The sequence below is a fragment of the Asticcacaulis biprosthecium C19 genome (genome assembly GCF_000204015.1).
GTDB lineage: Bacteria > Pseudomonadota > Alphaproteobacteria > Caulobacterales > Caulobacteraceae > Asticcacaulis > Asticcacaulis biprosthecius.
Genome location: NZ_GL883080.1, coordinates 247,776 through 271,832, shown reverse-complemented (window position 1 = coordinate 271,832; position 24,057 = coordinate 247,776). Strand labels below are relative to the sequence as shown.

General features: G+C 60.2%; 16 protein-coding genes. 6 read left to right on the top strand and 10 right to left on the bottom strand.

Features of this window, described 5'->3' with window-relative positions; all coding sequences use genetic code 11:
* Positions 1 to 136: 136 nt before the first annotated feature.
* From ABI_RS19760 to ABI_RS19750, 3 genes are all read right to left on the bottom strand, one after another.
* The gene (locus tag ABI_RS19760) at positions 137 to 2,182 is read right to left on the bottom strand and encodes a glycoside hydrolase family 2 protein (RefSeq protein WP_006274837.1); all 2,046 of its coding nucleotides are present in this window, start codon (positions 2,180 to 2,182) and stop codon (positions 137 to 139) included.
* A 91-nt stretch (positions 2,183 to 2,273) separates the two neighbouring features.
* Positions 2,274 to 3,035, bottom strand: coding sequence for an L-rhamnose 1-dehydrogenase Lra1 (gene lra1 / locus ABI_RS19755; protein ID WP_006274836.1), 762 nt, complete (start codon positions 3,033 to 3,035; stop codon positions 2,274 to 2,276).
* 12 nt (positions 3,036 to 3,047) lie between these two features.
* Positions 3,048 to 3,857, bottom strand: coding sequence for an IclR family transcriptional regulator (locus ABI_RS19750; protein ID WP_006274835.1), 810 nt, complete (start codon positions 3,855 to 3,857; stop codon positions 3,048 to 3,050).
* Positions 3,858 to 3,932: 75 nt separating this feature from the next.
* Between ABI_RS19750 and rhmD the strand changes: the two genes are divergently transcribed.
* The 3 genes from rhmD (at position 3,933) to ABI_RS19735 (ending at position 6,977) form a co-directional block, all read left to right on the top strand.
* Positions 3,933 to 5,132: an L-rhamnonate dehydratase gene (gene rhmD, locus ABI_RS19745; RefSeq protein WP_006274834.1), complete on the top strand. Its 1,200-nt coding sequence runs from the start codon at positions 3,933 to 3,935 to the stop codon at positions 5,130 to 5,132.
* Positions 5,133 to 5,361: 229 nt separating this feature from the next.
* Positions 5,362 to 6,234 (top strand): 2,4-didehydro-3-deoxy-L-rhamnonate hydrolase, encoded by an 873-nt coding sequence (locus tag ABI_RS19740; protein ID WP_006274833.1) that lies wholly within the window; start codon positions 5,362 to 5,364, stop codon positions 6,232 to 6,234.
* Complete coding sequence (locus ABI_RS19735) at positions 6,231 to 6,977, top strand: SDR family NAD(P)-dependent oxidoreductase (RefSeq protein WP_006274832.1); 747 nt, start codon at positions 6,231 to 6,233, stop codon at positions 6,975 to 6,977. The genes ABI_RS19740 and ABI_RS19735 overlap by 4 nt, the downstream gene beginning before the upstream one ends.
* A gap of 244 nt (positions 6,978 to 7,221) precedes the next feature.
* Here ABI_RS19735 and ABI_RS19730 read toward each other — a convergent pair whose 3' ends face one another.
* The 4 genes from ABI_RS19730 to ABI_RS19715 are packed head-to-tail and all read right to left on the bottom strand — an operon-like array spanning position 7,222 to position 10,697.
* Positions 7,222 to 7,824 carry an RluA family pseudouridine synthase gene (locus tag ABI_RS19730; RefSeq protein WP_006274831.1) on the bottom strand — a complete coding sequence of 201 codons (603 nt, stop codon included), beginning with the start codon at positions 7,822 to 7,824 and terminating at the stop codon, positions 7,222 to 7,224.
* Complete coding sequence (locus tag ABI_RS19725) at positions 7,821 to 8,420, bottom strand: class I SAM-dependent DNA methyltransferase (RefSeq protein WP_006274830.1); 600 nt, start codon at positions 8,418 to 8,420, stop codon at positions 7,821 to 7,823. The genes ABI_RS19730 and ABI_RS19725 overlap by 4 nt, the downstream gene beginning before the upstream one ends.
* Complete coding sequence (locus ABI_RS19720) at positions 8,417 to 8,764, bottom strand: DUF1304 domain-containing protein (RefSeq protein WP_006274829.1); 348 nt, start codon at positions 8,762 to 8,764, stop codon at positions 8,417 to 8,419. Before ABI_RS19720 ends, ABI_RS19725 begins: the two co-directional genes overlap by 4 nt.
* Before the next feature lie 4 nt (positions 8,765 to 8,768).
* Positions 8,769 to 10,697 carry a S9 family peptidase gene (locus ABI_RS19715; RefSeq protein WP_083811576.1) on the bottom strand — a complete coding sequence of 643 codons (1,929 nt, stop codon included), beginning with the start codon at positions 10,695 to 10,697 and terminating at the stop codon, positions 8,769 to 8,771.
* 215 nt (positions 10,698 to 10,912) lie between these two features.
* Here ABI_RS19715 and ABI_RS19710 point away from each other — a divergent pair, with 215 nt between their 5' ends.
* Complete coding sequence (locus tag ABI_RS19710) at positions 10,913 to 14,617, top strand: hypothetical protein (protein ID WP_169313752.1); 3,705 nt, start codon at positions 10,913 to 10,915, stop codon at positions 14,615 to 14,617.
* Between the two features lie 7 nt (positions 14,618 to 14,624).
* Positions 14,625 to 18,881 carry a hypothetical protein gene (locus tag ABI_RS19705; RefSeq protein WP_006274825.1) on the top strand — a complete coding sequence of 1,419 codons (4,257 nt, stop codon included), beginning with the start codon at positions 14,625 to 14,627 and terminating at the stop codon, positions 18,879 to 18,881.
* Positions 18,882 to 18,935: 54 nt separating this feature from the next.
* Here the strand turns inward: ABI_RS19705 and ABI_RS19700 are convergent, their stop codons facing one another.
* On the bottom strand, positions 18,936 to 19,229 hold the full coding sequence (locus ABI_RS19700; RefSeq protein WP_040309765.1) for a hypothetical protein: 294 nt from the start codon (positions 19,227 to 19,229) through the stop codon (positions 18,936 to 18,938).
* A 234-nt stretch (positions 19,230 to 19,463) separates the two neighbouring features.
* Entirely contained in the window at positions 19,464 to 20,324 is an 861-nt protein-coding gene (locus ABI_RS19695; RefSeq protein WP_006274823.1) for a hypothetical protein, read from the bottom strand.
* A 646-nt stretch (positions 20,325 to 20,970) separates the two neighbouring features.
* Between ABI_RS19695 and ABI_RS19685 the strand changes: the two genes are divergently transcribed.
* The gene (locus ABI_RS19685; RefSeq protein WP_040309763.1) at positions 20,971 to 22,305 is read left to right on the top strand and encodes a Swt1 family HEPN domain-containing protein; all 1,335 of its coding nucleotides are present in this window, start codon (positions 20,971 to 20,973) and stop codon (positions 22,303 to 22,305) included.
* A 59-nt stretch (positions 22,306 to 22,364) separates the two neighbouring features.
* Here the strand turns inward: ABI_RS19685 and ABI_RS19680 are convergent, their stop codons facing one another.
* On the bottom strand, positions 22,365 to 23,438 hold the full coding sequence (locus ABI_RS19680) for a hypothetical protein (RefSeq protein ID WP_006274819.1): 1,074 nt from the start codon (positions 23,436 to 23,438) through the stop codon (positions 22,365 to 22,367).
* Between the last annotated feature and the right edge of the window lie 619 nt (positions 23,439 to 24,057).

The following is a 24,057-nucleotide window of genomic DNA, read 5'->3' as shown; positions in this document are numbered from 1 at the left end:
GTTGGGGTGAGGGGGTGGCCTGGCTGGAAACAGTCGTCATCCGGTCTTCCTCAACCGCTCACCCGATCGCGTTCACTTCGTTCCGCTCTCGTCCTCTCCTCTCAAGTGGGGAGAAGGAAAGTAGAGCGATTTCAGGTTATTGCAATTTGTCCGTATAGCTCCACACCACCTTGTCCGTGACATCCCCAGCGACCGCTTCAACGACGTTGTCGCCGTCCTTCAGCTCGATCTTCCAGGTGGCCATATGGTCAACCACCGGCTCGCTGCCGATATCCTTGCCATTCAGGCGCAGGCGCACGGTCGCGGCGTTGGAATAGACCTTCACCGTTACCTTGCGGACGCGCTTGGGCGTGTCGCGGGAGCTGGTGATATGCACCATCGGTTTATCTGACCAGTTGGCCTGGTACCAGTAGTAGGCGTCCTTTTTCGTCTTGCGGTCTTCGGTCACCAAACCCTTGTCGTTTATGGCCGGGCGGTCACCTTCGTTGCGGCGGAAGGACGGGAAGTCGAACGCTACCCAAATGAAGTTCGACCACAGATAGCGCCGCGCGCTCAGCACCTTCCAATTGGATTCGTGATAGGCCGACTGGTACTGCTCCGGGTGCCAGTAGGCTTGGGGGACGGTGCGTTTGGGCAGGTCCTCCTGATGTTTGATCGAGGCGCCGGCGCCGTATTCTGATACCCCGATCACGCGATTCGGGAGTTTGGCGTGGACCTCATCAGCCCATTTACCAATGTCCTCGAATTCGCCCCAATACCAACCAAAATACTTGTTGTAGGAGACGATGTCGCTGTGCAGCGCGACGGGATTGTCATCGTCCAGACAGCAGTGGGCATAGGCGGTCGGGCGCGAGCTATCCATCGCCTTCGCCGCCGATTGCAGCGCCGCCAGCACGGGATTGGGGTCCGGGTCGTTGGAGCGGATCTCGTTGCCCAGCCCCCACACCACTACCGACGGATTGTTGTAGGTCTGGGCGATCAACTCCTGCATCTGCTCGACCGCATTGGCTTTGAAGGCGTCCGAAGCGTCGATAAAGTCGACCAGGGGCGCTTCGGTGCTGATCAGGATACCGCGGCGGTCGGCCTCTTCGTAGACGCGCGGGTGGTGTTGCATATGGGCCAGGCGCAGGGCGGTGACGCCCATTTCGTCCATGATCTGCATGTCTTCGTCAATCTCGGCGTCGGACACAGCCGTGCCTTTGCCGTAGCGGCCGGGTTGCTGCATGTTGGCGCCATAAACGGCGAAGGGTTTTCCGTTCAGTAAAACGCCGTTTTTGACGTCGATGGTAAAGGTGCGGACGCCCAGAGGGACGGTGACAGTGTCGCTGCCGGCCTCGATTTTGACGGTATAAAGGTACGGGTCCTTGCGGCCCGCCCACAGGCGCGGTTTCTTCAGGCTCAGGTTGGTTTCGGCCGGGAGGGTGGTGTTGGCGGCGACGGTGACTGTGGTCGTGGATTGCGCCACCGTCTTGCCGGATGCATCGAGGATGGTCGTGCGCACCTTGACCGGCGTGGCGGCCGCCGTGTCGTTGCGGATCAGGCTTTTGACATGGATATCGGCCGAGGCGTTGGTGATGGCTTTCGTGGTCGCGTAGACACCCGGGCCGCCATGGTCCATCAGGTCGACATGGATGTCGTCGGCGCTGACCAGCCACACATTGCGGTACAGCCCGCCGAAGACGTTGAAATCCCCGGTCAGTGGCGCGATGTGGCTGACGCGGGTGTTGTCGACCTTGACGGCCAGGGCATTGCGGCCTGAGGTCAGGGCGTCGGTTATGTCGAAGCGGAACGTGGCGTAGCCGCCGTCATGGTGCCCGACAGGCTTGCCATTGAGCCAGGCATCGGTGATCAGTGCGGCACCGTCGAATTGCAGGAAATAGCGTTTGCCAGGTTGCGGCGCAATCGTCACTTCACGGCGGTACCACGCCGGGCCGCGGTAGTAGACGCCCTCCTCTTCGCCGCGCGCCTTGTCCCCGCCGGCGCCGGCATCCGACGCATTGTAGGTGTGCGGCAGGGTGACCAACTGCCAACCATCAGAGTGGAAGTTCGGATCGATGGCAGCCGGGACGTCGCCTTTGTGGAACAGCCAAGCGGCGTTAAGCGAGGTTTTCTCGCGGGCTAAAACCGTACTGGGTAGGGTTAGGCATAAGGCCAGCAACAGGCGGAAGATGAATTTTGGCATTGGGAGCTTCCCGTTATTTTTCATACATCATATATATGATGTTTATTTCAGGCAACTCGTATTCAGCTTGGGAAGCTGCTGCTTTGTCGGATTACTGCAGGTTCACGAACATCCCGCCGTCGGTGAGGACCGAGGCGCCGGTGACATAGCTGCTCAGGTCCGAGGCCAGGAAGACCACCACCTTGGCGATATCGTCGGGATGGCCCATGCGGCCGAGGGGGATGCGCTTTTCCATGTATTCGCGCTTGGCCGGATCGGCCAGGTCGTCCTTGTTGATGTCGGTCGCGACTGTGCCCGGCATGACCGAGTTGCAGCGAATGCCGTAACGGCCCAGCGCAATCGCCGTCGACTGCATCAGCGAATGCACGCCAGCCTTGGTCGGGGTGTAGTGCGTCTGCATTTCACCGCCGACCAGGGCCGAGATCGACGATACGGCGATGATCGAACCGCCTCCCCCCTGTTCAACCATCTGGTTTGCCGCCGCCTGGCACATATAGTAGGCGCCGGTATAGTTGACGTTCAGGGTACGCAGGAACACGTCCTGCGGCATGTCGAGGAAGCTGTGGAAGGGGCAGATGCCGGCATTGGACACGAAGGCCGTCACCCCGCCCAGGGCCGCGGCCGCGCCCTTGACGAAGGCCGGAGCGGAGGTCGCATCGGCGACGTCGCCGTCATAGACAAAGGCCTTGCGGCCCAGCGCTTCGATTTCGGCAACGACGTCGGCGGTGGCGTCCGGGTCTTTATAGACGTTCAGGCCAACATCAGCGCCGTGGCGGGCGCACATGATCGCCGTCGCCCGGCCGATACCGCGCGATGCCCCCGTGATCAGAACCTTTTGTCCTTCCAAAAGCATGTCGCTTCCCCATTATTTTAAGTGTTTTTCGCTCCAGCCGAATTCGGCGGAGATGGCGCGCACCGTGGCCAGAACGTCCTGAGTCAGCGCCTTCATGCGCGCATCGTCCATATATTGCGCCGCCGACGACACGCTGATCGAGCCGATGATACGATTGGCGGCATCACGGATCGGCGCGGCAACGCAACGGATCCGGTCTTCGTTTTCTTCCAGATCCAGCGCGTAGCCGGATTGGCTGTAGCTTTTCATGCGCTCCAGCCAGTCGCCTTCCGAGACGCGATAACCCGGAAAATCACGGCTTTCGCGGGCATAGAGGTCGCGTAAGGCGCTCTCGGGTTCGTCCAGCAACAGCGCCTTGCCGATGCCGGTCGAGCGCAGGGGCTGGCGTTCACCGATACGCGAGCTGATCTCGATGCGGCGGGTGCCCAGGACCTTGTCGAGATACAGGGCGCGGCCATTGTCGAGAATGCCGAGATGGACGGTGTCGCCGGTCTGTTTGGCCAGGTTGACCAGGTCGTCATGGGCGACGCGGGCCAGGTTCATCTGGCGCGAGGCGAGATAGCCCAGTTCCAGCAGACGCGGCCCCAGGCTGTAGCCGACCCGTGGCGTAAAGTTGAGGAAGCGCTGTTCGACAAGGGTGGTGGCCAGGCGGTGGGTGGTGGATCGGGTCAGGCCCAGGGCTTCGGACAGTTCCGGCAGGTTCTTGCCGCTGTCGGCAACAGCCATCAGCACGTCGAGACCGCGGACAAGGGTTTGCGCACCGGCGAGCGTCTTCGGCTCGCTGACCTCAGGCAAATTCTCCGTTGACGCTGCTGGTTTCATTCTTTAGAACTCATATGCAAATTGTGGGACAAAAACAATGCCGAATCCCAGAGATATGTCCCAAATGGTGAGACTATGTCAAAACATTCTAAAATCAAGCAAATTCGCGCATCTGTGATCAAGGGGGGCGAAGGCGGCGGCGGTGCCGACTACCATGACCAGGGCGAAGGCCATTGGATCGACAACCATATCGCCACCTCGATGGGACGCTATCCGGAATATCGCCAGAGTCGCAAGTCCTTCGGCATCAACGTTTTGGGAACGCTGGTCGTCGAGATCGAGTGCGAAGACGGCACGACGGGATTCGCCGTCACCACCGGCGGCGAGCCGGCAGCCTATATGGTTGAAAAGCACTTTGCCCGTTTCCTGGAAGGCCGCGATCCGTTCGATTACGAGACGATCTGGGACCAGATGTATTTCGCGTCACAGTATTATGGCCGCAAGGGCATTGTGGTGAACGCCATTTCCGGCGTCGACCTGGCCTTGTGGGACCTGATGGGGCGCCTGCGCGGTGAACCCGTCTATCATATGCTGGGCGGCGCCGTGCGCAATGAGTTGCAGTTTTACGCGACGGGTGCGCGTCCGGACTTGGCCAAGGAAATGGGCTTTATTGGCGGCAAACTTCCGTTATTACACGGTCCGATCGAGGGCGATGAGGGCCTGAAGAAGAATGTCGAACTTCTGGCCGACATGCGCGCCAAGTGCGGTGACGACTTCTGGCTGATGTACGACTGCTGGATGGCACTGGACGTCAACTACGCCACCCGGCTGGCGCACGCCTGCGCGCCGCACGGTTTGAAGTGGATCGAGGAAGCCATTTCGCCGGACGATTATTGGGGCTATGCCCAACTCAAGAAGAATGTCCCTGCTGGCATGCTGGTCACCACCGGTGAGCACGAAGCCACCCGCTGGGGTTTCCGAATGTTGATGGAAATGGACTGCTGCGACCTGATCCAGCCCGATGTCGGCTGGTGCGGCGGGGTGACGGAACTGCTGAAGATTTCGGCGATGGCGGATGCCCGCGGCATCATGGTCGTACCGCACGGCTCGTCAGTCTATTCGTATCACTTCGTCATAACGCGTCACAATTCGCCGTTCGCCGAGTTCCTGATGATGGCGCCCAAGGCCGACCACGTCGCGCCGATGTTCCATCCGCAGCTTCTGGGTGAGCCTGTGCCGGTCAATGGCCGCCTGAACGTCTCGGCGCTGGACAAGCCGGGCTTTGGGGTTGAGCTCAATCCGGACGTCAAGCTGTACCGACCCTATACGCATTAATTTTTCACAACGGACCACGCGGACTTCGAGACGTATCTGAACCCGCCGCGTAGCGGCTGCATCTTTAAGAGTTCCACAGATTACACAGATTACACAGATTAAAGCTCAACCTAATCTGTGTAATCTGTGTAATCTGTGGATGCCCTTTTCAGCAGATGCCGCTGCGCGGCGGTTCCAGGCTATTTCTAAAGGCCGTGTGGTCCGTGGTAAATCCAAAGGACCAAAGACCATGAAACTCTGCCGCTATGGCCCTAAGGGCTCCGAAAAACCCGGCGTCGTCGATTCCGACGGCCACATCCGCGACCTGTCGGGCATTATCTCCGACCTGACGCCCGACACGGTGCGTCTGTCGCAACTGGCCAAGCTGACCGCGCTCGATATCGCCGCCCTCCCCGTCGTTTCGGGTACGCCGCGCTATGGCGTGCCGGTCAACAACATTGGCAAGATCATCGCCGTCGGGCTGAACTATGCCGACCACGCGGCTGAATCCAACCTGCCCGTCCCGCCCGAGCCAATCTTCTTCACCAAGGCCGTCACCTCGCTGACGGGGCCCAATGACGAGGTCATGAAGCCGCGCGACGCCACCAAGATGGATTGGGAAGTCGAGTTGGGCCTGATCATCGGCAAGACCTGCCGCTATGTCGAAAAGTCCGAAGCGCTGTCGCATGTCGCCGGCTATGTCCTGGTCAATGACGTGTCGGAGCGCGCCTTCCAGAAGGAGCGCGGTTCGCAATGGGTCAAGGGCAAGGGCTGCGACACCTTCGCGCCGACCGGCCCGTGGCTGGTCACGCCGGACGAGGTCGGCGACGTCCATAACCTGGACATGTTCCTGGACGTCAACGGTCAACGGATGCAGACGGGCAATACCAGGACGCTGATCTTCAACGTCGCCCACTGCATCTCGTACATTTCGCGCTTTATCACGCTGCAGCCGGGCGATCTGGTCATCACCGGTACCCCGCCGGGTGTCGGCGAAGGCAAGAAGCCCAACCCGGTCTACCTGAACGCCGGCGACACCATGCATCTGGGCGTCTCGAAGCTGGGCGAGCAGCGCCAGACCGTGGTGCCGTTCTCGCTGACAGGCCTGGAGATCCTAGGATGATCTATGCAGGACGTTTTTCAGGCCGCTGCGCCATTGTCACCGGCGGCGGATCGGGCCTGGGCAAGGCGGCCGCGGCACGGATCACCGCTGAAGGCGGCAAGGTCGTGCTGTGGGACTTGAATCCGGAAGCACTGGAAACCTCCAAGGCCGATACCGGCGCGGTCGGTGTCGTGGCGGTGGATGTGTCGGACCATGCTGCGGTGGCGGTGGCGGCCAAGTCCAGCCACGAGATCCTCGGCAAGATCGACATCCTGATCAATTCAGCCGGCATCACTGGCGCCACTGTGCCGTTGTGGGAGTTCCCTTTGGACTCCTGGCAGAAGGTAATGGATATCAACCTGAACGGCCTGTTCTATTGCTGCCGTGAGGTCATTCCGTTCCTGATCGACAACGGCTATGGCCGTATCGTCAATGTCGCGTCGGTGGCCGGCAAGGAAGGCAATCCAAACGCCTCGGCCTACTCCGCCTCGAAGGCCGGCGTGATCGGGCTGACCAAGTCGCTGGGCAAGGAACTGGCGACCAAGGGCGTGATCGTCAATGCTTTGACGCCGGCGACATTCGAGTCGCCGATCCTGGCGCAACTGCCGCCGAGCCAGGTCGAGTATATGCGGTCAAAAATTCCGATGGGGCGTCTGGGCATCGTCGATGAAAGCGCTGCGACCGTGTGTTTCATGGCCTCGGAAGAGTGCTCATTCACGACGGCTTCGACCTTCGACACCTCGGGTGGACGGACGACATTCTGAAGATCAACCTCCTTGATCCGAAAACTGACCCGGCGACGCAACTCGCCGGGTTACTTTTCACACAGCCTGCGTTGGAAACCTTCGACAGTAGCCCCTCACCCCTGCCCTCTCCCCTCAAGTGGGGAGAGGGAGTCCTAAGCGATCTGAAGCCTTAGCGGACTTGCTTAATTCATCTAGATATAGCGCTATTGCTCCCTCTCCCCACTCGAGGGGAGAGGGTTGGGGTGAGGGGTTGTTTGGCTCGCTAAAACGCTGCCGGACTATAGAACCGCACCATCTCGCCGGTCAGCGGATGCGGCACGGCCAGGCGTTCGGCGTGCAGCAACATCCTTGGCGCTGGGATATCCGGGCAATAGAATTCGTCGCCGACAATCGGGTGGCCGATGGCCAACATATGTACCCGTAACTGATGCGAGCGGCCCGTGACCGGTTCCAGCTCGACGCGGGAGGTTGTGTCGTCGCGGCTTATGATGCGATAGCGTGTCAGGGAAGGCTTGCCGATGTCGTGGTCGACCTTCTGGCGCGGACGGTTGGGCCAGTCAGTGATCAAAGGCAGGTTGACTTCGCCTTCATCGGGCGTATGGCCATGGACCACCGCAATATAGCGTTTTTCCGTCCGGCGGTTTTCAAAGGCCTGCGACAGAGCGCGCTGGGCGTTGGGCCCACGGCCCAGCACGATCAGGCCGGACGTCGCCATATCCAGCCGGTGAACCGTCAGCGCATCCGGGTAGGTATCGCGGACACGGGCGACCAGGCAGTCCTGTTTGTCCGGCCCCCGCCCCGGCACGCTGAGCAAGCCCGCCGGCTTGTCGGCGACCACCATGGCTTCGTCGGCATAGACGATCATCGGGCGCGTGCGAGCCAGACGGTGGCGCTGCCGCACGCCGGGTCGCTGATGATGTGATGCACGATATCGAAGCCGTTGGCGCCCAGCAGAGTGCGATATTCGTCTTGTGACAGGCTGCCGTGATACAGCGGCTCTTCGTGCCATTGACCGACGATTTCGTTGTGGTCGCTGCCCGAGGTGAACATCAGTGCGGTGCCCGATCTGGCGTGCTTCCGAAAAACGGGAAACATTTTCCTCTGGTCGTCTGGCGTCAAATGAAACAGGCTGTGCCAGGCGAGCATACCGTCGAAAGCCCTGTCCAGATTGAGGTCCCGCATGTCCGAAACGGTCCAGTCTGCGTCGGGAAACTTCTCGCGGCAGATGGCGATCATGTTGCCACCAGAGTCGACGCCGGTCAGATTATATCCGCTCTCCAGGAAATGTCGCGCGATCGGATCGCCAGACCCGCAGCCGCTATCGAGCACCGTTCCGCCCACCGCCAGCAGGGCCGCGAACCGGTCCAGCCACGGCCGCTCGAACAGGTCGCGGCCGCGGTCAGCGTCCCAGTCAAGGGCCCGCCGGTCGTACAGTTCTATGATGGCGTCGGCGGCGCTCACGGGAAGTGCAGCAGCACCAGGGCGATCAATGCCGGGAGTGCCTGGATGACCAGGATAGACTTTTTGACGGTAAACCCGGCGTACAGGCCGGCGACGATGACGCAGGTCAGCAGGAATATCTTGGCATAAAAGTCATGCCCCCACACCGCCAGCACCAGGCCAACCGCCAGGAAGCCATTGTAGAGCCCCTGGTTGGCAGCGAGTTTGGCCGACTGTGCCGCGAATTCCGGCGTCAGGCCGAAGGTTTTTCGGCCGAACGGCGTGTTCCACAAGAACATCTCCAGCACCAGAAAGGCGCCGTGCAAGGCGGCGACGATCAGGACGGCGATATCGGCGATTTTCATGCCCCTACTCCTTCAGCAGGGTCTGCTCCCAGAACATGAGACCCACCCAGAACTGATAGTCCTGATTCACCTTCTTGGCAAAACCGTGCCCTTCGTCCTGGCCCAGCAGGTGCCAGGCGGTACCGCCCTTGGCGCGAACGGCGGCGATGATCTGGTCAGCTTCGGAGGCCGGTACGCGCGGGTCATTGGCGCCGGTGACCACCAGCAGCGGTATGTTGAACTTGTCGGCCGCCGTCAGTGGCGAGATTTCCAGCAGCTTGGCGCGTTGCTTGGGGTCGCGCTCGTCGCCGTATTCGACGCGGCGCAGGTCGCGGCGATAGCTCTGGGTATTTTCCAGGAAGGTGACGAAGTTGGAGATAGCGACGACGCAGTTGGCGCCCTTCAGGCGCGCGCCGTAGCGGATGGCGGCGGCGTAGCAGACATAGCCGCCATAGGAGCCGCCGGTAACGGCGACGCGGTTCTTGTCGATACCGGCATCCGCGTCGAAACGGTCGAGGAAGGCGCCTATATCCTTGACCGAATCTTCCCGCAGGAAAGGCCCGTTATCGAGGCCGACAAAACGCTTGCCGAAGCCGGTCGAACCACGAACATTGGGATAAAAGACGGCGATGCCCAATTCGTTGAGCAGGTAGTTGGTCCGCCCCATAAAGCCAGGCGCAAACTGCGATTCCGGCCCGCCATGGACATTGACGATCAACGGCCGCTTGCCGGGGAATTTCGCAGGATCGGGACGATAGAGGAAGCCCGACACGGGCTCGCCATCGAACGATTTGACTTCGACGAACTCCGGCTCGACGTTCTTTGTGACGTCCAGCCCCCCGGTCTCCGATTGCGTCCAGCGCGTGACGGCCAGGGTCTTCGGATCGATGCTGTAGGCATCGGCGGCGCTGCGCGCCGAAGTAAAGGTCAGGCCGATCGTCCCCCACGGTGCGATATCGATCCCACCGACATTGCCGGCTGGCAGATCTTCGACGGTGCGGACAGCGCCGGTCTTCAGGTCCATCACCTTGACCTTTTCGGCGCCGGCTTCGTTGATGCTGTAGACCAGAAAGCTGCCGTCGTCGGCGATGTCGAAACTCTGGATATCCCATTTCGGCTCGGGAGATTTCGGCGTGAATTTGCCGGTCTTGACGTCGAGAACACCCAGTCGCTGGAAGTCCGAGCCTTCGTCGGAAGTGACCCAGAGCTTACCATCTGGTGCAAACTCGGCACCGCCATACGAGATGTCTTTCTTCAAGTCGCCGATCGGCGTCATGACGCCCGAGGCGATGTCGAGCACATAGAGGTTCGACTTGGTGACCGAAAGATATTCCGCCACGACTGCGGTTTTGCCGTCGGGTGCGAAATCGCTCAACCTCCAGCCGCCGCCCTTGACCTGGGCCACCAGCCGGTTGGAGGCCGGATCGCGCGGATCAATGATATAGATGTCGTTGTCGCTGCCGTTGCGGCGCGTCGAGGTATAGGCGAAATATTGCCCGTCCTGGCTCCAGGCATTGCCGGAGTTGCGGCTCTTTGCGTCGGTCAGCAGGGTCAGCCGGCCGTCCTTCAACCTATAGAGCTGAAAGAACTCATTGCCGCCGGTATCTTTTTGGGTGATCAGCACATCACCCTTTGGCGACCAGGAACCGCTGACCGGCTCGGCTTCGAAGCTGATCTGGCGGCGGTCCATCATCGGCCCGGCCACCTGGTGCAACTGTGCCGTATTGCCGAAGCGGGTGGTGATCAACATCGATTTGTCGTTGGGATTCCAGGACGCGAAGGATGCGGTGCGGAACTCCATATAGGGCCGCGTCTTGGCGACCATGGCGTCCGGAACGGCGGGAATGCCGTCCGCGACCAGGGCCGCCGGCTTTTCGGCATCGGCAAAGGCCGAGCCTACTGGGACAAAGACGATCATGGCGGTCAAGGATACGAAACGTGCCAATTTGTGCATGAGAAATTCCAGTCTTTGAACCACCATTCTTGTCGCAACACTGTACACCCGGTTACCGCAGGCGCAACGGCTTCGTTGCTGGCTATAATCGTTTGGTGCTTCGCCGCCACGTCCGTGTCCGCTGAGGACACCGACAGGGTTTTGATTCGAAATTGGGGTAGACGACCGGAAAAACCCTGATATGGTCAACGTGTAGAACAGGGTTGGGTGCAGACATGTCCAAAAAGGACACGGGGGCAACGCCCTCATCTAAACCGGCCAAAGCCGGAAGGACCCCTTCAAAATCAACGACATCCAAGTCGTTGCTCAAGGCTGCGGCGGAAGAGGTCCGGCTTACTCGTCGACTTCTCGTCAGTTTTCTGCTGGCAGGCGCCGCCGCCCCGGTTCTGGGTCAGGACGCCCGCAAGGTGCTGGATGCAAGCAAGATCGTCGTGCCAAAGGGCAACGGCCTGCAGGTCATCTCGCCCGAGGCCTTCCGGCTGGCCGATAACCTGACCGAATTCACCCTGATCCGTCCGCGCGACCTGGTGGTGCTCAATATCCGCCTGGTCAATGCTCATGTCTCGGGTTCCGGCAAGAACCGCAAGATCCGCCGCAACGGCAACCGTGCGCTGATGATCGTCCAGCACCAGCCCCAGGCCATCATGGAAAGCACCTGGCCTGACACTCAGGGCCAGGGCATGCCCGACGTTCAGACCAACGAAAGTGTTGCGGTCAATCCCGATCCGGGCGCCAAGCTGCCGATCAGCAAGGCCGATACGGCGCGCGCCTATATCGCCGGCCCGTCGCGCCTCGCCTACATCATGCCGTCGGGCACCAGTGAGATCGACTTCACCGCGCAGGCCGTGCTGGATGCCTGCGCCGCCTGGCCGCTCAATCTCGACACCCGCGCCGGCAGCCTTCCCGGCGTCATGACCGAACTGCACGCCTTCGACCAGATCCGCGATCGCCTCACCTTTATTGCCAACCAGCAGAAGGACGCCCTGCACGCCTACCCGGCCGTCGAGGCCCTGTTGAAGCGCGCGGCCCGCAAGGTCGCCGAGGCCATTGCCAGTTCCGCCGATGCCGGCATTGTCCTGTCGGACGAGGTCATCGATGACCTGATCGACTACGAAATCAAGGCGACGCTCGCGCCTGACCAGATGTCCACCGACGAAGCCAAGGTCCTGCAGCCGATGAAGGGGCGCAACGGCCAGAAGTTCAAACTCTATGTCAATGCCGAGGCGACAAAGCATCTGGCGCAAACCCGTCGCGGCGTCACCCAGACGCGGGGCGGGCTGGTCGGCACCGTCATGCGGGTCGAACAGAACGAGGACCGCAAGCCGTTGGAGAACGGCAGCGTCAACCCCAACGCCACCGACATCGAAATCCCCTTCCGCCTGCACATGACGCCTTTGTCGACGGCCGGCTTTACCCACGCCAGCGACGTCGTCGATCACGGCTCGCCGTTCGCCGAGCTGTGGCACACCCGCATGGGCACGCGGGTCAGTAACTGGGTGTTGGGTGACACGCCCCAGCCCCTGCGCGCCGTCCATGCCGACGACGGTCCGTTCGAGGGCCAATTCTGCCTGGGAGACACCTTCCCCTGCCCGACCTGGCCGCTGGATCCCCGCGACCGCCGTGACCTGGTGGCTCTGATGTCGGCGCCGACGGCGCTGAATGGCACACCGCGTACGCCCTTGCCTGCTACGGCGCGGCATCTGCGGCTCACCGCATTAGGCGGTTCGATGGACGCTGAAGGCCTGTGGAGCGACAATCTGGCGCTCGATAGCGACCTGGTGGCGTGGAAACACATTACCTCGATCGGCCGCGACCAGTTTGTTCGCGTCATCTATGACGGCTTTCTCTACCCGTTCGGCCACGCCGCCTCGCTGATCAAGGTCTCCGAGCGCAAGTTCTCAGGTCAGAGCGACGGTGGCCGTGTCGCCGCCGTGCTGCAGAAATACTACATCATCGTGCGCCAGCGCCTGCGCACCTTCCCCGGCGACGGCCAGATGTGGCAGGGACGCGACTTCCCCTTCACCCGGGTCGAGATCACCACCCAACAGACGCCGGACATGCAGGCGCCGCAGATGATCGAGCCGCTGACCGCTGGCTATTACGGTAATCCGGCCAACGCCTTCCAGACCTTCTGGCCGAAGCGGATGGCCGGCGGCGGCGATATCCTGTTCCATATGATCTTCAGCGACGCTGCCGGCCGCCAGACGGTGGCTGACATGCCGCTGATTTTCATCTCCGGCACGCGCAATCAAAAGCCGACGAGTGTCCAGCAGGTCAGCAAGTACTACAATGGCAACCACGCGACGGTGACCGAGCGCCGCAAACTGGCGCTGGACCGGCAACTCATCCGCCTGACCCCGGCCGTCGATATCGAGGGCGGGGCCTTGGAGCCCGGCGAAAGCGATTATCACACGTCGGAACTGGTGTTCCGCGCCACACCGGCTGGCGGTTCGCCCGACGGGGCGCATTTCTATCCCGGAATCCTCAGCGCCCAGATCGAAGTCCCGGCGCTGAAAAACCTGCTCGGCCACACCGCCAATCCGACGATCACCTACCACGACACCTTCCTGCAGAAGGGCCTGGGCGGGGACAATCCCGGCGAGGTGGTGTTCGGCTTTACCCCCCTGGCCGTTCCGTCGGTGCAGGATAAGCCGACGGACAAGTTCGGCGGGCTGCTGGCGCCCAGCCTCAAGCCTGACGGATTGTCGCGCAAGTTGGGTGTGCTCAACGACGTCGGACAATATCTCGCGCCCGACGGCAAGCTGCCGCTGGATGCGCTGAGCGGGATGAAACTTCTGGGCGTCGTCGATATCGCAGACATTCTTGCGCCGCTGGTCCTGGGTGGCTCGGCGCCGGGCGTGCCGCAACTGAAGACCGTGACCACCGGCACCGAGGTCACCACCACCTACGACCTGACCCAGGCCAATGTGAAGACCCCGACCGGCGGCGCCGGCATTTTCGTCTCGCGCCCGTTCAGCGGATCGCAGGCCAATCCGCAGCTTCGCGTGGTCTCGACCCTGGTCGTAGCCAAGGACGGCGGAAAACCTGAGGCCACGGTCACGGCATCGCTGAAGGCCTTTAAGATCAACCTGTTCGGCTTCATCATCCTGAACTTCCAGTCGCTGAGCCTGACGGTGCGGCCAGGTAGCAAGCCCGAGGTCGATCCGATCTTCGACATCGAGAACGGTGTGATGTTCGGCGGCCCGCTGGAATTCCTCAACGGCTTCCGCAGCTTTATCCCGATGGACGGTTTTTCCGACCCGCCGGGACTGGATGTTGGCCCGGGCGGAATTTCTGCCAGCTATTCGCTGGGCCTGCCCGATATCGGGGTCGGCGCCTTGACCTTGCAGAATGTCAGCCTGGGGGCCGGTTTCGACCTGCCGTTCAACGGCGACGGCCCGACCGCGCGCTTCAACTTCGCCGAACGTCACAACCCGTTCAACCTGACGGTGTCGATGCTGGGCGGCGGCGGCTTCTTTGCCATCCGCGTCGGTTCAGGCGGCGTGCAGGAACTGGAAGCCACGCTGGAGTTCGGCGCCCAGGTGTCAATCGACTTGGGGGTGGCTTCGGGCGGGGTCTATGTCAAGGCCGGCTTCTATTTCCACTGGATCGGCCAACCGGCCGACAAGCAGATGATCTCATTCGAAGGCTATATCGAACTGGGCGGTCACCTGTCGGTGCTGGGGCTGATCACGGTGTCGCTGACCTTCCACCTGGGCCTGACCTACGAAAAGACTTCGAACAAGACGCGCCTGTACGGCACCGCCACGCTGACGGTCGAGATCGATATTCTGTTCTTCAGTTGCTCCCAGGACATTTCGGTCGAACGCCAGTTCGCCGGCTCCGACGCCGACCCGCTCTTCCTCGACTTTGTGCCGAAGAAGCAGATGTGGACGGATTACTGTTCGGCGTTTGCATAAAGGGCCCATGACCATGGCTATTCGTGAACAGGTCCTGTGGACCCTTTGCCCCCAGGGGCGCAACGCCAACGGTGACCTTCGGGTCAGCCTGCACATCGCCCCGCGCATCGAGGTGACGTCAGGCCAGCCGCGCATCACCGACCTGCCCGACTCGTGGGCGATGTGGGCCAAGATTGTCGGCAAGGCCGGCTTCGGCCTGATGCTGGACGGCCAGGGGACGCCTCTGACCGACGGCGTCAAGGTGCTGTCGCAGCCGCGCAACGACGTCTTCAACGCCCTCTTCCCCAAGACCACGCCGATCAAGCCCTATGTCTTCAAGAACCTGAAGGGCAAGACCATCCTGAGCTATCCGACAGCGCAACTGGCCAACCAGATCGAGACCCTGTACGGCAAGCTGGGTTTTGCGTCCGATGACGATCTGCCGAAGGCGGGTGACTTGGTCCAGGCGCGTTGGCCCTATACCGATCCGTCCTTCCGTCGTAAGCCGCGGCCGACGACCGAGCAACTGCTGGGCAGCTATCGCACTCGCGGCCCGGAACTGCTGTCCAAAACGCCGGAAGGCCTGCTGGACGTGTTTTCGCTGTATCACCGACCGCTGCTTAAGGAAGAGACCCACAGCTACACCAAAAAGGGGCCGGACGATCCGCTCGAAAACGCCAGTTGGATCGGCCACAAGAAGCCGCCGAAACTGCCCAATGCCGACCGTCTGACCGCCGACACCGACCTGCACCGCGTCGCCTCGGCCGTCACCAACTATCCCGACTTGGCGCGGTGGTGCGGGCTGATTGTCGATTTCGAGATCCCGGCCCGCGACCTGCCGACGACCGGCGTCGTCCGGCTGTCGGCCTTCGTCTCACGCGCCAATAACGGCCAGGCCGATGTCCGCGACGTTTTCCCGGTGACTCGCTGTACCCTGGGCGAGCATGACTTTGCCGCCGAGGTCAATCCAGCGAGGATGACCAACGGCTTCGTCACCCTGGCCAATGCCGGGCTGGACCTGATCCAGCTCGATGTCGACGGCGCCGGCCACAAGACGATCGCGCTGGGCGCCAGCCTGCCGACGATGCAGGCAACCCAGGTCAATGACGACCTGTTCAACGACAAGCCGGTCGAGCCCGAGGCGGCCGCGCCGTCTTTGCGTACCGCCGGAATTATGCTGGCCAAGTCGCGCCGCCATGCCGATATCAGCGAAAAAGCCGACAAGACCTTCGGTTTGGACGCCGCCGTGCGCGCCAACCACCCGCCGGCGGACCTCGACGCTTCGGACCTGACGCGCGGTTTCCGCGTCGATATCCTTGACGTCACCCGCCCGGCCCAGACCTGGCGTTCGCTGCATGCCCGCCAGTCGCACTACGTCTTCCGCAACGGCGCCGCCTTCACCGACCAGGCGCTCCAGACCCTGCACTGGCAGCGCGAAGGCACTGAGGTCGTCGGCCCGGCAGCGACCATCCAGGAGGGATTTTCCGGTACCTCTCTGACCTCCAGCCCGGACGGCAGTGTTGCCGATGTCTACAAGCTTCACGAAGGCCTGTTCGTGTGGCGCGGCTGGTCGCTGAGCGCGCCTGAGCCGTTCAAGGTTCTGGTCAATGACCCCGGCGACCTGTCGGGCCTCTCGGAAGACGAGCAGCACGCCAAGATGGGGGCCAAGGAAGGCGCTCAAGTTCCGCCGGCGCTTCCGCTGGACGCCCGGTTTACGCCGGCACCGGGGTCGTTGCCGTCGCTGCGGTTCGGCCGCAAGTACCGGGCGCGACTGCGCGTCGTCGACCTGACGGGGCAATCCAAGCCGGTGGATGCCGCCGCCCCACCCGTGGCCATTTCGCCCGAGGTCACCTATCGCCGCTATGAGCCGATTGAGACGCCGGTGCTGACCCTGGTCGCGCCGGACATCACCATGGGCACCGGCTCTGTCCCGTTCAGCGCGGTTCAGTCCAAGCCCGAACAGGGCGAAAGCATGGGCCGGCTGGCGCTGCGCACCTACTGGGACAAGCCCGAGCGCAACACCAAGTCGGTCGTGCGCAACCTGGCGCCACCGCGTGTGACCCAGAGGTTCGCCGAAACCCACGGGGTCTGCGACAAGGACTGGCGCCCTGATCCGGACAAGTACGAAATCCTTGGCAAACAAGACCACGGCTTCCCGGAAACCGGCATGCCGTCGGCCGATTGGCTGAACGCCGATCCGGAGACGGCCACGCCGTTCGAGGGCAAGCCGACCACCTATGCGGTGGCGCCCAAGGGCTTCGCCCTGCCCTACCTGCCCGATCCCTATGCCGTGGGTATCTGCGCCCGCCTGCGCCGCGTGGGCGACAAGACCTGGGAAGACGAGATCTTCTTGGTCTACGATATCGTCAACAACGGCTTCCCCAAGGGCTGGCCCGAGTCGTCGCACCCCATCCTCATCGAGGGCCGCGAGGATATCACCGAGTTCAAGTATATTGCGGCGACGCGCACCCTGGAGGTGCCGATGCCCAAGGCCTGCCGCCAAAGGGTGCGGCTGAGCTGCATCCTGGCGCCGGACAATCTCGACAAGATGGCGGTGTGGCCGCTCATCCTCAAGGAGGCCAACGGCAAGACGATCGACCGGGTCCGGACGCGGATCCTGGAAGGCAAGCACTGGTTGTTCACACCATGGCGGGAGATCGAACTGGTCCACGCCACCCAAAAGCCGCTAAAAGTGCCGGCTTTCAATGCGATCAAGATCAGCCGCGGCAAAGGCCAGCGCGACGCCATCATCAATACTCTGACAACGCCGTTGTCGGGCCTTTCGACGGTGCGGCTGGACCTGGACGCGACCTGGAGTGAGCCCGACGACAATGCCGCGGAAATCGCCGCCAAGTCCGAGCCGGTGGTACGTCCGCATGCCCAGCATGTCGTTCAGTTGCCGACCTCGCGCGCCGACGGATTCGTTGGCGATTACAGTCGCCAGGGCTTGATCCATACCCTGCCCGATACGCGCTACCGCCGCATCAGCTACACGATGACGGCCGTGTCTCGGTTCAAGGAGTTCTTCGAAAAGTCCCTGCGCGACTCCGAAAAGGCCATGTCGGTGACGTCGGCTGAAAAGGTCCAATGGATCAACAATTCTGCCCCGCCGCCGCCGCCGCAGGTGGTCTATGTCATTCCGACCTTCGGCTGGCTGGCCGACAAACAGGTCAAGGCGACCCGGCGTACGGCGGGTCTGCGCGTCTATCTCGACCGGCCGTGGATGACGACGGGCTACAACGAAATGCTGGCGGTCATCCTGCCGGCCAGTGACCTGCCGGGGACGACCGGCAACCTGCCCCACGTCACCCAGTGGGGCCGCGACCCGATCCGCATCAGCGCTGACATCAACGCCGTCAGTCCGCCGCTGTCGAGTTTTGTCCTGGCAAGAACCAGCGGCCCGATCCCGGCGCCGGGCACCGACTTCCCGGCGATCGAGGGCAGCAATCTGGCGCCCAACGCGTTTGGCGGGCTCAGCAATGTCGCAATTCCGGGCCAGGACGGGCTGTACGCGGTCGCGCCCCATGCCTGCGGCTTCGATAGCGATCGCCAGTTGTGGTACGCCGATATCGCCATCCGCATCCCCAAGGGCAGCTACTTCCCGTTCGTGCGGTTGTCGGTGGCGCGGTATCAGCCGACGTCGGAGCCGGGTTGCCACCTGTCGTCGAGCGTAACATGCGACTTCATGCAGTTGTCGGCTGACCGCATCCTGGTCATCCTGCCGGTCGGCAAGGCCGGCGGTTATGCCGTCTTCCTGTACGGCGACGAACCGACCGACGTGAAGGGCGACGAAAAGGCGCGGATCGGCGATGTCGAACTGCGTGTCCAGGTCCGCGAGGGCGACAGCGACGAGGTCCTGGGCTGGCGCGATGTCGGAAACCCCAAACTGAGGTCTGACGGCGGTGTGGCGATAAAGCGTAATGCGACCCGCGAGCATATCGAACTCAGCGACGCCGCCGATATGGCCGCCAGCCGCCTGGCCACGGCCAGCCTTAAGACGGCATCCGGTAAGGGCAAGCCGGGCTCGACTCCGTTCGCCGAAACCGCCGAGTTACCGATGGCGGCTGTCGCGCCAGCCGGTGTCGCGCCGGCTTCGACGGCGGGCGTGCGCCTGCCGCAAAACCTGATCTGGCAGACCTTTATCGAGGCCCCGGCGGCGCCGAACAAGGGCTATCGGCGGATTTTGGTTACCGAAACCGAGCTCTATCCGAGCCAGGTCCTGAACCACGAAGAACCGCCAGCGCTGGCGTCGCGGATCGTCTATGCGGAAGGACTGGAGTTTTAAGGAGAGGCCGGCTGGTACTCCTTAGCAGCGCGTCGCACCAGTTCGCGAATGAATTCATGCACCTTCCAGCCTGGCCAGATCAAGGTGTTCGTCCACCGCCTGGAACAGGTCGTTGACAGCCGAGGCAATGCCGGTAATGTCAGCATTCTTGGACAGGCCCTTGGTGACCTTGTACGAAGCCGCCGCGAACATTGCATGCAGGTCTTCACTCCCCGCTGAACCAGCAAAGGCCGCAAAGGCCTTCAGCGCAGATCCGGCGGCATCTTCCAGAGGCGGCCGCGCCTCGTCTTGGAAACCGTTGGTAGCCAGCAGACCGCACATCCGCCGTTTGTGGTCCGCCGGCTCCATGATCTCGCGAGCCTGGCGAATTCGCTGTCGTCTTCAAGGTGTTGAACGGGTCGGCCGCACAGCAAAAAACCCATGATATGATCCGAGGTTAGTATTGATGACTTGGTTCCGGGAGCAGACAACCACCGCCGCTTGTTGCACGTCGCGTGGGATATCGGAACACCCGCGCCCTGATTGAAACCTCAATCTAAACAAACGGATACGGGCAGAAAGGTCAATTCTCGTTTTCTAGTATTACGGCAGCGGATGACCGACGAGTTCCGCCGCCTGCTTGAGGGCTGCATATGCTTCTGGCGCGTTTGCAATTGCAGTAAAAGTAGCTGCGATGCCCTGAACGAAAAAGAGCAACTTTGTCCCATTTGGCTTGGCTTTTTCCGTCTCGGCTTTGGCGTCATTTGCCATATCCACGATAGCGTCGATCTTACCCTGTTCATCGGGCGACGATGGCACATGATCTGCCAGCTTTTCGATGAGGATCTGGAGGGCTGCTCCTAACGCTATCAAGGCATTGCCATCTATCGACTGACTAATGGAAGTCGTATTATTGTTGCCATAAATTACCGCTCCCACCGGGGCATGAAACGTATTGTTGTGGATCACAGTGCCGGGTCCCGGCGTCCCCAATTTTTGACTCGCCAATTTGAGTTTCCCTTTTAGTGATAAGACTACTTCGCCATATATCGGTATAGCCAAGTCGCGCCATTGCTTCCAATAATGGAAATTATTGGTGCGCTTTTCGAAAGCGCTTGGCTGAAATTCGGACAGGTCGAATAACACGGACGCAGCGTGTCGCCTCTCGTTATCAAGGCGATTGGTCAGCGCCTGGGTTTGCGCTGCCACATCTGCGTCACCTAACTCGACCTCGTCCCGTAAAAGGATGGCAACGAATTTATCGACGATCTCGTTTAAGCGGCCTGGGAGTTCGTCAATCGCGGCGGACATTAAGGCAATAAGTACACCGCTTCCGCCTTGCGCCCCTTGTTTGATCGCATGATCTGTGACGGTCAGAAACTGTCGGCGCAACGCGTTGTCGCGGCGCAGTTTCAGCAAGCGGACGGCTTCCTCATACTCATCGAATACCTGTTGCGGAATCATCGACTGCCACCCTTTAGATCGCCTGATGTACGGCAGATACGGCGAATTACCAATACGACCTATTACCTTTTAACCCCAACTCGCAGAAACGCCCGCTTTCCCCAAAAAGGCGGGCGTTTCTGTTTGTTAGATTTCAGATACCGAAACCACGAAAGAAAGAGAAAGCGCCGCTGTCGTTGAGACTGTCGGACAGCCAGGAGGCCGAACTGAAAACGGCCGCCAATGGCAAACCGCTTGGCGCTTTCAACGGTCGCGCCGGACAGCGGAAACCAGAATTGGGGCGGCTCGCGTGCCAACGGGTGTCTACGGCCTCTGGACTCGGATCACGGGGAATATGCGAGGGTAAAGCCGCAGATTGAATTGGAGAACTATTGGTGCTTGCAATGGGACCGGAACCAGCGCCAAGACCTTATTGATGCACAACTGGCGGATCGTCAAAAGCTGTAAGTTGAACTTGATCATGTTCGTAACGCTGCCGCAAAGCAGCTATCGGCAATATACAAAGACGCTGCGAAATCTAAGTCCGCCGCTATGCCAGGCGATGGAAGAAACTTCGCACTCCGGCTTTAATTTTACCGGCTTTCCGATCGTCTTTGACTTCAACTATACGGCGATATAGGTCTACACCTTGGTTGAAAGGATCGCCATGGACAAGAAGCTTTTTGATATTGCCAGCGGACAATCAGGCCTACTCCGCGACGCGATCGGTAAGAGCGATCTTGGAAGCCTATTGCGTTCGACGGACGCTTTGGGGGACGCGTGGCGCAACTCGGGTATCGATGATCTCGCTTCGATGAAAAGGTCGGTTGCCGACCTCGCAGCGATGGGCCGAATTCACACAGATCTGTTGAGCGAAGCTCTACGCAATTCCGCCATCCAAGATCTCACGTCGATAAAGTGGTCGGCCGCTGAGCTTGCAGCGATCGGCGCTGCGTCAAACTTCGGCGTGGACATGAATTTGACGTCCATGTCGGCGCTGGCTAGCATTGCCGGTGACTATGGCGGGGTACGCAAGGCCTTCGATGATATCGCTGCAGGGGTACATATTCCGGACATCGCCGCATTTGGCTTACACTATCACGACCGCTTTCATATCCCTGACCGGTCTGAAATCGGTCGGCTTGCAGAATCCATTTCGAACCTGTCGGTGTTCGATAAAGTGATCGCCGGGATTGGCGGCACTGACGGATTAGCCTCCCGTATGGCCTCGATGGACCAAGCATGGGTTGACGCGTCAAATCTCGTTTCGGCTGGTATCGGTTTCACCAAGCTTCAAGGGCTTGGATTTGCGTCAGACGCTTTCGCACCTTTTTCGATGGAGCTTGGCAACTTCACCCGGCCTATGCTTGGCGACTGGCGAGATAGCCTAGCATTTGACGAAGCGGCTTTAGTCCACGTAGAGGCACGGACCACGTTATACCGCGAACGTGGATTCGACCCTAGTTTGACCGACTTTCCTGATGAGGCGTTTAATGAGACGCTCGTGATTGCTGGTCTGCTAGATGATGACGGTGCGGATGAAGTAGTTGGCGAAAATGGTTTTTCGGACGTAGATCTTGAGATTAACATTTCGGTTTACCGTCGATTGCTGCGCTTTGAAATTGCCCTGCGTGCGTTCATCGTTCGCGTCATGACTGCTGCCTACGGTGAAAACTGGATAAAGCAGGAATTACCGCCGAACATGTATTCGCAGTGGCGAGAAAAACGTGATAAGGACGAAAGAGCCGGGCGACCTGCCAAGCCCCTTATCGATTATGCCGACTTCTCGGACTACAGGCCAATTATTGAGCGTGGCCCAAACTGGAAAGCTGTCTTCTCAAAGTTCTTTGACCGATTAGAGGACGTACGGGAGTCACTTCAACGTATTCAGCCAATTCGAATTCCGACCGCGCACGCTCGTATTCTAACATCGGAAGATAAGCTGCTTGTCCTCGTGGAAACGAGACGTATTATGCATGCAATCCGCCGAAGCACGACATAGCGACTGACAAATCTGGTCCGCAGCTTTAGGGTGATCAAACGTTCGCGGCTTCGCTCTGATTAGAAATCGGCGTTTCGATCATCCTTTGGGTGCTGAATGCGCAGGTATCGGCGATATCCCCCTCTGTTGTCGATACTCCAATATTCTGTATCGATAGAAACACGTACGTCACCCAACGCAATCGAAACTGATTTGAGTGCGGCGCAATTCATTTTAAACTGCTCCCCCGCCTCCGCGTTAACTGCCCGGGTAATCAGCGCCGCCGACAAATCGGTGAAGCGTTCGTCAGCGTCTGCAGGACCGCCATTCAGAAAAATGCCCATGACCAGTTTCATCCGGGTAACAGCGCGGTCGGTGCCATGTATCCGATAGGTAAAGTCGGCTGGAAAAATCGCCTCACCCATCTCCTTCGTCGTCGAATAGGCCCACCACTCGTCGTATGAATGATGATAATCTCCGGCGGGCAAGCCCTCTGCTTCGAGAAATTTTCTTGCTTCGTAAGGTGACCATCCCTCATCCCAAAAAATGACCGGAGGATTATTCTCCCTTTTTTGGAGTTGCCGGCTCATCGCCAGACATGCGTCAATCCTGGTCTTACCAGTCCCTTCGTGCAGTTGCATATCGCGCATGAACCGATGAAAATATTCCAAGTCGCGGCGGAATATCCAGATGCTGCGGAAGATGGCGTACTGCCGAAGTTTCTCGTCATCCTGCATGAAACACATGCGAACGGAAGCCTGCTCGAACGTACAATAAAGAAGCAGGAGATATAGAAAGGGAAGAAACATCGCGGTTAGCACTATCGGGATTCCAAACTCCCTCAGTGTGTCGAGTGAGACAAATTCGGCGAAGTGCGTGGCGATCCAGTAGACGCTATATCCCAATGCGCCGATGGCAACGATCATCTGGAATCTTGTGAGGAATTTGGCGGTAATCGCATGTTCAGGCTGCCGCCCAGCCATAGCGGTCATCATCCCCACTATCGTCATCAGCGGCACAAGAAGCAATTCGCCCCATAGGGGGAATGTCTGGAATTCAGCAATAAACAGGACGAATGCCGTCGCGTTGACTGCGTCTCGAAGCAATCCGACCAGCTTTTTGGGCTTTCTTGACGCACCGATGACGTCACCCATGGTGACAAAGCCAAAAGTTACCAACCAGAGAAGCGTGGTTTTCAGGCTGTCAATCGTCCAGATTTTAAGATGAAAAGCACGTACACACAAATCGCGGCGTAAAGCGTGGCGAGGAAAAAGGGAGCCAAGAGCGTTATATTGAACAGCGTCTTGAGCAGGCCAAGCGCTGCTAGGCGGACTGGTTTATAGTATGAAACTCCCACGATGAAGATGAGAGACCATACCAAGAGTGCGAATTCGCGGGTGCTAAGTTCCAATATATTGCCCTCCGCGTGTACGTTATCAGCTTTTGGTTGCGGTCGCTATCGCGTTAGCACTCAGGATCAGGGACAGACGAGCGGGGAGTTCCCGCCTCTTTCGCCTATTTTGTCGGTCCTACCTATCAATGCACGCACTAGAAATATCGACGCGTTCGGTCACCTAAATCAGGCCGCACAGTCAAAAATCCCGCACACCGCCGACGCCCCGGGGGCGTAAAGCTCCCGGTATCGGAGATACCGCTGAGTACGCCGTCGCTATCCAGCGTCATCGACATCGTCCGCGAATTGTTCATGCGGAGAATAACGGTGTCAGGTTATAGAATGCGGGATTATTCGACGGTTTTCCCACTGCCAGTTTC